The following is a 10,579-nucleotide window of genomic DNA, read 5'->3' as shown; positions in this document are numbered from 1 at the left end:
CGCTCGCGCCGCTGATCGACCCGAACGTGCACTCCTGCGGCACCGTCTACCCGCACGGCGCGAAGGAACTCGCGCACCCGGAGCCGAACGTGTACCTGGCCGGGATGAAGAGCTACGGCCGCGCCCCGACGTTCCTCGCGATGACCGGCTACGAGCAGGTCCGCTCCATCGCCGCCGCGCTGGCCGGGGACCACGAGGCCGCCGGACGGGTGGAGCTGGTCCTGGCCGAGACCGGCGTCTGCGGCGGGGCCGGCTTGTTCGACGAACCCGCCGCGGACGCCTCCCCGGGCGGGTGCTGCGGTGGTTCGGCCGACCCGGAGCTGATCTCGCTGTCCGCCCCCTCGGCAGACCGGTGACGGCGGGCCGAAAGGGTTGCGTCGTCATGCCTGATGCCATCGTGATCGGCGGCGGTCAAGCCGGTCTCGCCGCCGTCCACGCCCTCAAGGTCCGCGGGCTGGAGCCGGTCCTGCTGGAGGCCGGCGACGAGCCGGTCGGATCGTGGCCGCACTACTACGACAGCCTCCACCTGTTCTCCCCGGCCCGCTACAGCTCGCTTCCCGGGATGGCGTTCCCCGGCGACCCGGACCACTACCCGCACCGCGACGAGGTGATCGACTACCTCCGCCGCTACGCCGCGGCCCTGCACGCCGACATCCGCACCGGCCACCGGGTCACCGCCGTGACCCGGCCCGGCGACCGGTTCGTCGTCTCGACCGACAGCGGCGAGGAGCTGTCCGTGCCGATCGTCATCGCCGCGACCGGCGCGTTCACCACGCCACACCGGCCCGCGCTCCCCGGACTCGACGAGTTCACCGGGACCGTCTTGCACTCCGGCGACTACCGCGAGCCGAGCCCCTTCGCCGGGCAGCGGATCGTGGTGGTGGGCGCGGCCAACTCCGCCGTCCAGATCGCGATCGACCTCGCGCCGCACGCCCGCGTCACCCTCGCCACCCGCCACCCGATCCGCTACGCCCCCCGGAAACCGCTCGGGCGGGACGTGCACTTCTGGCTCACCGTCACCGGATTCGACGCCCTGCCCATCGGCCCCTGGCTGCGCACCAAGCCGGGCATGCCCGTCCAGGACGCGGGCGGCTACCGCGCCGCGATCGACGCCGGCGCACCAGACCAGCGCCGGATGTTCACCGCCATCGACGGCGACACCGTGACCTGGTCCGACGGAACCCGGGAACGGGTCGACACCATCCTCCTGGCGACCGGGTTCCGCCCCGGACTGTCCTACTTGGACAAGCTCGGTGCCCTCGGCCCGGCCGGGATGCCCAAGCAGCACCGTGGCCTGTCCACCACCCATCCCGGGCTCGGGTTCGTCGGGCTGGAGTGGCAGCGCAGCTTCTCCTCCGCGACCATCCGCGGCGTCGGCCGCGACGCGGCCTACCTCGCCCGGCGGCTGCTAAGGCGGTGAGCGGTCGGGTGCGTGTGGATCGGGCCGATCAGCGTCTCGCCGAGCGGGGTGAGTGCGTACTCGGCGCGGGCGGCACCTCGGCGTAGGCGTGGCGGTCGACGAGCTCACCGTGGCGGACCGGGCCCTTGCTGAGACCGGCGAGCACGACCCTCCGGTGAATTCCCGCTGCCGCAGCCGCTTCCGTTCGTGCCCGGCTGGGACATCAGCGGTGTCGTCGAAGAGGCCAGGACGTACCGGTTGCGGCCCGGTGACGAGGTGTTCGGCATGCCGCTGTTCCCCCGTGCGGCGAACGCGTACGCGGAATTCGTGGCGGCCCCGGCGTTGCACCTGGTGTGCAAGCCGGCCTCGTTGTCGCATGTGGAGGCTGCGGCGCTGCCGGTCGTCGGGCTGACGGCGTGGCAGGGTCTGGTCGGCCACGTCGCGATCCGGATCGCGAAGGCGCTCGGCGCGTACGTGATCACGACCGCCGGCGGGCATGCGGTTCAGCGGCATCGCGGTCGATCCGGATCCGGTCGCCCTCCGCGGGCTCGTCGACCTTGTGGAACGGGGCGAGCTCCGGGTCCACGTGCAGGAGGTGTTCCCGTTCGACCGGATCGCAGACGCGCACCGCCTGCTCGACGCCGGTCACCTGCGGGGCAAGCTCGTCCTCACCGTCTGACGCCGCGGGCGGGCGTCGAAGCTCTGCCCCGGATCGTGGGCTCCGGCGTTTCAGTCGCCGTTCTCCGTGAAGAGCTTGATCAGGCCCGCGGCCGCGTCGTCGCCGTCGAGGTCGTGGAGTTCCGCGCCGATGGAGCCGAACTCCACGCTGCGCGGGAACATGGCTTCCTCGTACTGCGTGAGGGCGGTTTCGATGTCGCCGGGGTGGGCGGCGATGGCCTTGCCGAGTTCGGCGCCGTCGTACATGGCGCTGTTGGCGCCTTCGCCGTTCGGCGTCAGGAGGTGCGCGGCGTCGCCGAGCAGGGTCACCCCGGGTACCCGCTCCCACTTGTGCCCGAGCGGCAGGGTGAAGATGGGACGCAGCAGCGGTGGGACGTCGCCGTCGGTGATCAGTGCGGTGAGCTCGGGTGCCCACCCGTCGAACTCCTGCGCGATCCGTGCGGCCGCGGCCGCGCCGTCGGCGAAGTCGATGGTCTCGAACCACTCCAGCGGTTCGCGGAGTACGACGTAGGTGTGGATGGTCTCGCCCTTTTCCCGGTGGGCCTGGATCCCCTTGCCGCCCGTCGCGGGTGCGGCCATGGAGCCGCTGCCGACGGCTCGCGCGGCAGCCGGGTGCCGGGTGTCGACGTCGAACAGGTAGGTCTCCACATAGGACATCCCGGTGTACTCGGGTGTGGCATCGGAGAGCAACGGCCGCACCCGTGACCACGCGCCGTCCGCTCCGACGAGCAGGCTCGTGGTGATGGTGCCGCCGTCGGCGAAGGTCACCTCGTGGTGCCCGTCGCCCAGGGAGCGGGTGCCGACGGCCTTTCGGTCCCACTGCACGGTGCCGCCGGGGAGTGAGTCGAGCAGGATCCGGCGCAGGTCGCCGCGCTGCACTTCGGGTCGTCCGCCGGTGCCGTCGTCGGGCTTGTCGAGCAGGACGGTCCCGTCCGGGGCGAGGATCCGCATGGCCTGGCGGCCGTGGAGGACGATGCCGCGGAACTCGTCCATCAGGCCGGCCGCTTCGATGGCGAGCTGCCCGTTGTAGTCGTGGATGTCGAGCATCCCGCCCTGCGTGCGGGCCGTCGGCGCGGGCTCGGCTTCGTAGACCGTGGCCGGGATTCCGTGGAGGTGCAGGACGCGGGCGAGCGTGAGGCCGCCGAGTCCTGCCCCGATGATCGTGACGTGAGGGGTGTTCATAATGGTCTTCTTCCGGGCAGGTCCAGGCCGGCGCGGCGCGGACGTGGGGTGGCGGGGTGGCGGGTCAGGACGGGGCCGGCTGCGGCAGATCCGCGGCGATCTTCGTGAGGAGGGCCTGCAGGGTGGCGCGCTCCGCCTGGTCCAGCGGGGCCAGGATCGACTCCTCGATGCCGGTCATCGCGGTCTCGAACCCGGCGATCAGTTCGCTTCCCGCCGGTGTCGCGTAGACGCGTTTGCTGCGCTCGTTGCCGGGCTCGGTGCGCCGCTCGACGAAACCGCGGCGCTCGAGCCCCTGCAGGAGGCTGGTCACGCTCGCCGCGCTGGTGCGGCTCATCCGGGCGATGTCCCGCTGGATCGCCCCGGGGTTGCGGACCAGGTAGACGAGCGCGGCGCTCTGCTCGTGGGTGAGCCCGCGCTCCCGGATCCAGTCCTCGCCGCTTTTCCGCTGCGCCCAGACGATCCAGCGCATCAGATCGAGGCTGCCGGTCGGTGTCGTCTCCATGCTTCGACCTTCTCAGCTGGAGGAGACGATGTGCACCGGCGTCCGGACGCCCCATTCCTCGGCACCGTCGGCGACGAGGTCGGCGATCCGCTGGTGCCCTTCGTCGAACTGCCCTTCCTGGAGCGCGGCGCTCGAGTAGTGGCGGTCGAACGACGCGTCGTCCCGGTAGAACTCGAAGGCCCACATGACGTCGGGATCTTCGTCCGAGCGGGCGAGGACCCACTCGACCGGGCCGTCCGGGTCGCCGTTGAAGTGTTGCTCGTGGCAGGCCTGGAACAGTTCGTCCCCCATTCCGGGCTTCGCCTTGACCTTCAACACCATTCCCGGCTGCTTCGCATGCATCTCGTGCTCCTTTCTCGGGTGCTCGCCCTGTCGGACTAACACTTAGAACTCTAAACGTTAGAGTTCTAAGTGTCAAGGAGATGCAGGTGAGGTCCGCGCCGAGGACGGGCTTTACGCGCGAGCCTCGCCAGAAGCCGCCTCGCGCCGCTGGAGCGGCTTGTCGGTGGTGGACCAGCGGCGGCGGGGGTGCCCAGGGATGGCTGCGGCAGTAGTTCGTCTCGCGCCCGTTGGCTCCGATGACGCCGACCGGCACCCTCCGGCTCGAGGACTGCCCCGCTTGCGACCCGCGACAACGGTCCGTCGCTGGTCAGACCCTGCCGGGTCACGCCGATCACCCGGCGGCGCAGCCCAAGCCGGTGTATGCGCAGAACGCGAGCCGGATGGCCTCGCCCTGCCCGATGGATGAGCCGCTTCTTCTTGCCGGGATCCTTCGAGTTGTGGCTCGCCTCCGGCACGGTGACGACGAAGTCGAACCCGTCGATGACCACAGCCGGTTCGCCGCCGCGCAGCTAGAACGGCTCGGCCCCGGCATCGTCCTGGTCGATGCCGGTTCGCGCTTGCCGGATCGGCGCCGGTTCGCGATGCACCGGATACGGCCGGAACGTCACCGAGGCCACTCCCTCCAGCTCGTCCGCAAGCCGCCGCCTCAGCTCCTCGCCCGCCTGGTTGAAGCGGATCGCCTCCGCGCGGTCGTCGAACCCGGAATCGACGGGGTTCGCCGAGTCGTACTGCTGCTCGTACCACGCCGCCCACCGTTCGAGGTCAGTGCGCAGCAAGCTGCTGATCGGCAATGCGGCCGGCGGCACATTCGCCACGCCGTCTTGGCGCTCCTCCCATACCGGCCAGCAGCCGAACTCCACGCCAACCCTGAGTCTGTGCACGGCTCGAAGCCTAGGTCATGGTCCGCTCGCCGATGGGCGGTTGGGACGGGCGTGCTTCGCAGCGCGGCTGGGTCCGCCGGGGCGCAGCGGGGCAGCAGGGCGGCCGGGCAGGTCGGCGGCGGGGTGGTTCATTGGCGGGCGTTGCGGCCCAAGGTGGCGTAGACGGGCGCCCCTCCGGTGTCAGCTCGAGCAGCGCTGCCAGCCGGCGACGAGCTGCGGGCCTGCTGCGCAGCGCCTACCCCGACCTCCGTGATCGATGGCAACAAGCGGCTGAGCTGGATGGCCGCCTTCGTGTTCTACGGGCTGACCGGTCTCGTCTCGACGCGCCCGCGGATGAGGCATACGACCTCGTCATCGGGGTTTCCACCGGCGCGGTCCCGTATGCGGAGGCCGCCGCGCGGCCGGCCCGATGGACTCGGCCCAGCCTCGCTCCACCGCGTGGTCCTGCTGACTTCCGCTCCGGTACCTCAGTGTGCTTCGCGGACTCGGATCCGGGAGTCCAGCCCGACCGGCGTCGAGTCGGGCTAGACGTTCGTCGGGCAGGGGCCGGTCGCCGGGGTGAGCGGGGCCGGCTCGTAGGCCTGCACCGGTGTCGTGCAGCCGGTGGGCACCAGGTGGTCGTCCTGCTGCACGTAGGTCACCCAGTACAGCGGCGCGAGCGCGAAGCTGGGCTCGTACGTGCTCTGCCGCACCGCGGCGTCCGGCAGGCCGTCGGCGTTGAGGTCGCGCACGTCGGCCGAGACGCCCTCCACCGCGGTGTCCACCGTGATCTTCGTATCGACCCGCAGCGTCGCGACGGCGGCGGAGTGCGCGCCGTACTCGAACGCGACCGAACAACGCGCCGCGCCGCAGAGCCCGGCCGTCACCCGCTCGTAGGGTTGCCCGTCGCTGCCGCGGACCTGTGCCGTGTCGACCAGGCTTGCGCCGTCCCAGTACGCCAGCACGTTGCCGCCGGCTCCGTGCAGCCCGTCGAGCCGGTGCCCGCCGGGCAGCGCAGCGGAGAACGTGGTTTCGCAGCCCTGTTCGCAACCCGGCACGACCGGCGGCGGCCCGGCGGCCTGCGGCGCTCCGCTCGTCGTGATCGCGGCGGCCGACGGGACCGCCAGCGTCACGACGCTCAGCAAGGCCAGCAGACAGTCGCGAAACCCCCTCTTCATGTCCTCCATTGTGACCCGTTCCGGCTCCGGACGGGCGGTGCCGTCGCCGGGTGTGATGTGGCACCGGGGGCGCTCGGCGGGAACCCGTCGAGGCGCTCGCGCGTTGTCAGTACCTACGGGACCGTAACTTACGGCCTCGTAGGTTCCTGGCCGCCACCCGAAGGACGTGCGCATGACGCTTCCCGACACCACCCGCCTGATGTACGAGCTGGAAGGGACGGTCGAAGAGAACCTCAACCGCCATCTCGCCGCGGCCCAGGACTGGATGCCGCACGAGTTCGTGCCGTGGAGCGAGGGCCGGAACTTCGCGGATCTGGGTGGCGAGGCGTGGGACCCGGCGCAGTCGCGGGTGTCGCCGGTGGCGCGGACGGCGCTGGAGGTCAACCTGCTGACCGAGGACAACCTGCCCAGCTACCACCGGGAGATCGAGCGCGCGTTCGGCCGGGACGGGGCGTGGGGGACCTGGGTGCACCGGTGGACCGCGGAGGAGGGCAGGCACGGCATCTGCATCCGCGACTACCTGCTGGTGACCCGCGCGGTCGACCCGGTCGAGCTGGAGCGGATGCGCATGGAGACCATGCAGGCCGGCTACGACAGCGGGGACAAGCCGTTGTTGCGGGTGTGCGCCTACGTGTCGTTCCAGGAACTCGCGACGCGGCTGTCGCACCGCAACACCGGGCGCTACACCCAGGACCCGCTGGCGGAGAAACTGCTGGCCAGGGTGTCCACGGACGAGAACCTGCACATGGTGTTCTACCGCAACCTGGTGAAGGCGGCGCTGGAGATCTCGCCGGACGCGATGATGCGGGCCATCACCGACGAGGTCCTCGACTTCGCGATGCCGGGCGCGGTCATCCCGAGCTTCGCGCGCAAGGCCGCGTTGATCGCCAAGGCCGGGATCTACGACCTGCGCATCCACCACGACGACGTCGTGATGCCGCTGCTGCGGTACTGGAAGGTCTTCGAGCTGGAAGGCCTGGGGCAGGTCGGTGAGACCGCCCGCGACGAGCTCGCCGCGTTCCTCACTGGACTCGACGCGCAGGCCTCGCGGTTCGAGGACCGCCGAGCGGCCGCGCTCGCCCGCGACGCCGCGCGTGGTCGCCCGCTCGCCTGACTCCCGGCCCGGCGTCCAGCACGGCCCCCCGTGACGGGGGGACAAGATGGGCCACCTTCACCGCGCGCCGGGTGGCCACCGGTGGGCAGAATCGGGTCCATGAGCGGCATGAAGAGCGGTGAGCTGGCGCAGTTCCTGCGAACCTGCCGGTCCCGGGTCAGCCCCGAGGAGCTGGGCCTGGACGGCTCGGCCCGGCGGCGGGTGCCGGGGTTGCGGCGCGAGGAGCTGGCGCAGCTGGCCGGTGTGAGCGTGGACTACTACACCCGCCTCGAGCAGGGCCGCAGCCGCAGCGCCTCGGCCGAGGTGCTGGACGCCCTGGCGACCGCGTTGCGGCTGACCGACGCCGAGCGCCAGCACCTGATGGACCTGGGCCGCCCCGAACCCGCGGTGCGCAAACGGCGCGCGCGGCCGCAGCGGGTGGATCCGGCGACGCTGCGCCTGGTGGAGATGCTGGACGAGGTGCACTCGCCGGCGTTCGTGCTGGGGCGGCGCCTGGACGTGCTCGCGCACAACCGGCTCGCGGGCGCCCTCATCACCGACTTCCGGGCGCTGCCCGCCGCCGACCGGAACCAGGCGCGGTTCGTGTTCTTCGACCCGCACGCCCGTGAGCTGTACCAGGACTGGGAGGCCGTCGCCGCCGACACCGTCGCCATGTTGCGCCTGGACGCCGGCCGCTACCCGGACGACCCGCAGCTGTCGGCGTTGATCGGTGAGCTGTCCATCCACTCCGAACAGTTCCGGAAATGGTGGTCGGACCACAAGGTGCACCGGCGCACCACCGGCTCCAAGGGCTACCACCACCCGCTGGTCGGCGACCTGACCGTGCAATACCAGGCGCTGCACCCGGCGGGCGACCCGGACCAGATCCTGTTCGTCTACACCACCGAACCGGGCTCGGCGTCGGAAAACTCGATGCGCCTGCTGGCCAACTGGCACAGCACGGAGAACCAGGACCGCGAGCTGCCGGTGCGCTGATGCGCCCCGGATCTCGCTTGGCTGGGGGCATGAACCGAGACACCATGGCCCTCACCGGCGCCAGTGGCATCGGACGGACGGCTACCTCGCCGCGGCCCTGCTCACCGAACGGCTGACACCGGCGTTGCTGGCCGCAGGCGGGCGGGTCGTGCACGTCGCGCCGCCCCCACCTGTCGGCCTCGCGGGACGTGACCACTGGGCAGCAGCTCGAGGGCGGGGTGGCGCTGGCCCTGGGCCTGCTGGGGCTGAGGGGCTGAAGGGGACCAGGGACACCGACGCGCTCCTGGTGCTCATCGCCGTCGCGGCGGCGGGCGCCCAGCTTGCCGCTGTTCACCGAGATCGGGCCGTCGGAGGCGCTGGTGCTGGCCGGGCGGGGCGTCGCGGTCGCGGTGGTCGTCCTGCTGGTGCGCCTGGCGTTCGTGTTCACCACGCCCTGCCTGCTGCGGCTGGTGGACCGGCGCCCGCGCCAGCGGGAGCTGCGGTCGCCGGCCCGTGTGCGCGTGGTGCTGGGCTGGGCGGGGATGTGCGGTGGCGCTGGCCGTGGCTCTGTCGCCGGCGACGCTGGGCGGGGCGCCGTTCCCCTTCCGGAACGAGATCCTGGTGATCACGTTCGTCGTGATCGCGGTGACCCTGCTGGCGCAGGGGATCCGCTGGGCACGCACGCCGGCCAAATCGGAAGAGGGCCGGCCGTCCGAGGTCGCGTCCCTGCAGGCACGCGGTGGGGTGAAGCATTTCCTGCCTGCCGGGACCGCCGCGGCCGCTCCTCCTGCGATTCGCTCACCACGGCCGGCCCAGTGCGGCGTGGACGAGTTCGACCGCCTTCGGGGAGGGCGACCCGCCGGGGACGTCCCAGGTCGTGAGCCACTCGGCGAGCGAGCCAGCGTGCACGTTCTCGTGCAGGTGCCCGGTGCAGCTCGCCGAGGAGCGCCGGGAAGCTGCTGCGGGAGCACCACCAGCTCACGCCCCAGGACGACCGGGCCTGCATATGTGGTCCACAAACCGGCGCCGCGGCCGCTTGTGGGGCAGTGCGATGTGGTCCAACCGGACAGTGCAGTGTGGTGGTCCAGGTGGGTCGGTTGACGGTGGTGGAGCCGGTTAGCGGGCGGGTGTTCGGACAACGGTTTTGGCCCAGCCCTGGATGGTGCATATTGGCGTCGGTGCGCGCCGTCTCGGGTTGTTGGCGTGGTATCGCCCTGCTCAGCTGGTTCGACGGAGGAGACGCCACCATGAGATCCGGTGCCCCGAACAGCTCCTACGGCGGCTACCTGGGCCATCCGAGGGACATGCCCGGGCTGATGAGGGGGGCGCGGGTACTCCTGTTCGTCATGGGTGGCGTGCAGCTCACCGTCGGTGCGCTGGTCGCCAGCTTCTCGGCCGGCATCATCGCTGGCAACGGCGGCAGCATCGCCGATGCCGTCGCCCTCGTCAGTGTGCTGCTGGGCCTGGGGGCGCTGTCGATCGTCCTGGGGACGAAGTTCGCCACCGGCGGCAGAGGTGTCCGGGTCACCACGATCGTGTACGCATCGCTGATGATCGTGGCCTGCCTGGGCATCCTGGGCCTCGGGGACGGCTTCGGCCTCATCTTCGCGGGCGGGCCGGTCATCGGGCTCGCCTGCGGCGGCATCATCCTGGCGTTGATGGTCACCGCACAGGCCGGCGCCTGGTTCAACCGCCCACGGTAGGCAACCGAGCAGCACGGCACCCACACACGCGCGAGGGTCCCCTTCACCACAGCGGAGCACGGGGCTGCGCGCTCGGCGAGCGCGGCCACCGACACAGGACGGCTGGTGCGGGCATGGGCTGCACGGCCCGATGCTCGCCGCCGCCCTGCGTCATCTCGCGCCGGTCGGGCCGTTGTGACGCCGCTTCTCGTCGCTTCCGAAATTTCCACCACCGCCTCCGGGGTTGTTAGTAGTCAGCCGAGCAACGGCGCGAACAGCTGCTGGAGCTGGCCGCCGAGGAGTTCGCCGCGGCTGGGCTGCACGGCGCGTCGATGGAGACGCTCGCCCGTCGCGCGGGGGATCTCGCAGGCCTGCGTGTTCCGGTTGTTCGGCACCAAGAAAGCGCTGTTCCCGCAGGTGGTGCGGCGCGCGTTCACGCGGCTCATCGAAGGTATGGACCGCGCCGCGGAGCACACGTCCGGGACGGGCTCGGTCAAGGTCATGGGCGGGTACTACGACAGCGCTCTCGCCGACCGCACTGGGCTGCTGGTGCAGCTGCAGGCCTTCGCCGCCTGCGCCGACCACGAGGTCCGCGAGGTGGTGCGCGAGCACATGGCCAGGATGTGGGCCCGTGGCATCCGCACCCGCATCAACGCGGGGCTGTTCAGCACCTGACCGAGGAGAACAA

The 10,579-nt window shown here is 71.4% G+C and carries 10 protein-coding genes and 2 pseudogenes; 7 read left to right on the top strand and 5 right to left on the bottom strand.

Features of this window, described 5'->3' with window-relative positions; translation table 11 throughout:
• The 3 genes and pseudogenes from D0D15_RS25325 to D0D15_RS25315 all read left to right on the top strand — a co-directional run.
• Positions 1–356: pseudogene (locus tag D0D15_RS25325) on the top strand (flavoprotein); the annotation flags it as partial.
• A gap of 26 nt (positions 357–382) precedes the next feature.
• Entirely contained in the window at positions 383–1,420 is a 1,038-nt protein-coding gene (locus tag D0D15_RS25320; protein ID WP_115944787.1) for a flavin-containing monooxygenase, read from the top strand.
• Between the two features lie 150 nt (positions 1,421–1,570).
• A pseudogene (locus D0D15_RS25315) lies at positions 1,571–2,078 on the top strand (zinc-binding dehydrogenase); the annotation flags it as partial.
• Between the two features lie 50 nt (positions 2,079–2,128).
• On the opposite strand, the gene D0D15_RS25310 reads toward D0D15_RS25315, so the two are convergent.
• From D0D15_RS25310 to D0D15_RS25285, 5 genes are all read right to left on the bottom strand, one after another.
• The gene (locus tag D0D15_RS25310; RefSeq protein ID WP_094002548.1) at positions 2,129–3,259 is read right to left on the bottom strand and encodes an FAD-dependent oxidoreductase; all 1,131 of its coding nucleotides are present in this window, start codon (positions 3,257–3,259) and stop codon (positions 2,129–2,131) included.
• A 64-nt stretch (positions 3,260–3,323) separates the two neighbouring features.
• Entirely contained in the window at positions 3,324–3,761 is a 438-nt protein-coding gene (locus tag D0D15_RS25305; RefSeq protein ID WP_094002549.1) for a MarR family winged helix-turn-helix transcriptional regulator, read from the bottom strand.
• A gap of 12 nt (positions 3,762–3,773) precedes the next feature.
• Entirely contained in the window at positions 3,774–4,103 is a 330-nt protein-coding gene (locus tag D0D15_RS25300) for a putative quinol monooxygenase (RefSeq protein ID WP_094002550.1), read from the bottom strand.
• Positions 4,104–4,612: 509 nt separating this feature from the next.
• The gene (locus tag D0D15_RS25295) at positions 4,613–4,984 is read right to left on the bottom strand and encodes a hypothetical protein (RefSeq protein ID WP_143266116.1); all 372 of its coding nucleotides are present in this window, start codon (positions 4,982–4,984) and stop codon (positions 4,613–4,615) included.
• 524 nt (positions 4,985–5,508) lie between these two features.
• Positions 5,509–6,141: a hypothetical protein gene (locus D0D15_RS25285; RefSeq protein WP_233156959.1), complete on the bottom strand. Its 633-nt coding sequence runs from the start codon at positions 6,139–6,141 to the stop codon at positions 5,509–5,511.
• 172 nt (positions 6,142–6,313) lie between these two features.
• On the opposite strand from D0D15_RS25285, the gene D0D15_RS25280 reads away from it, so the two are divergent.
• From D0D15_RS25280 to D0D15_RS25260, 4 genes are all read left to right on the top strand, one after another.
• Positions 6,314–7,255: an acyl-ACP desaturase gene (locus D0D15_RS25280; protein ID WP_094002552.1), complete on the top strand. Its 942-nt coding sequence runs from the start codon at positions 6,314–6,316 to the stop codon at positions 7,253–7,255.
• Between the two features lie 108 nt (positions 7,256–7,363).
• Complete coding sequence (locus D0D15_RS25275) at positions 7,364–8,230, top strand: helix-turn-helix domain-containing protein (RefSeq protein WP_115944789.1); 867 nt, start codon at positions 7,364–7,366, stop codon at positions 8,228–8,230.
• 1,157 nt (positions 8,231–9,387) lie between these two features.
• Positions 9,388–9,912 carry a hypothetical protein gene (locus D0D15_RS25265; RefSeq protein ID WP_233156960.1) on the top strand — a complete coding sequence of 175 codons (525 nt, stop codon included), beginning with the start codon at positions 9,388–9,390 and terminating at the stop codon, positions 9,910–9,912.
• Positions 9,913–10,266: 354 nt separating this feature from the next.
• A complete protein-coding gene (locus D0D15_RS25260) occupies positions 10,267–10,566 on the top strand; it encodes a hypothetical protein (protein WP_233156961.1) in 300 nt (99 codons plus the stop codon).
• Positions 10,567–10,579: the final 13 nt, after the last annotated feature.

It is taken from the genome of Amycolatopsis thermalba (assembly GCF_003385215.1).
Classification (GTDB): Bacteria; Actinomycetota; Actinomycetes; order Mycobacteriales; family Pseudonocardiaceae; genus Amycolatopsis_E; species Amycolatopsis_E thermalba.
The sequence above is the reverse complement of the archived record's forward strand: the minus strand, read 5'-3'. Positions and strand labels throughout refer to the sequence as shown.

Bases quoted from the DNA above. Each gene is read 5' to 3' on its own strand.
- D0D15_RS25320 (WP_115944787.1), top strand. From the start codon at position 383: ATGCCTGATGCCATCGTGATCGGCGGCGGTCAAGCCGGTCTCGCCGCC.
- D0D15_RS25310 (WP_094002548.1), bottom strand. From the start codon at position 3,259: ATGAACACCCCTCACGTCACGATCATCGGGGCAGGACTCGGCGGCCTC.
- D0D15_RS25305 (WP_094002549.1), bottom strand. From the start codon at position 3,761: ATGGAGACGACACCGACCGGCAGCCTCGATCTGATGCGCTGGATCGTC.
- D0D15_RS25300 (WP_094002550.1), bottom strand. From the start codon at position 4,103: ATGCATGCGAAGCAGCCGGGAATGGTGTTGAAGGTCAAGGCGAAGCCC.
- D0D15_RS25285 (WP_233156959.1), bottom strand. From the start codon at position 6,141: ATGAAGAGGGGGTTTCGCGACTGTCTGCTGGCCTTGCTGAGCGTCGTG.
- D0D15_RS25280 (WP_094002552.1), top strand. From the start codon at position 6,314: ATGACGCTTCCCGACACCACCCGCCTGATGTACGAGCTGGAAGGGACG.
- D0D15_RS25275 (WP_115944789.1), top strand. From the start codon at position 7,364: ATGAAGAGCGGTGAGCTGGCGCAGTTCCTGCGAACCTGCCGGTCCCGG.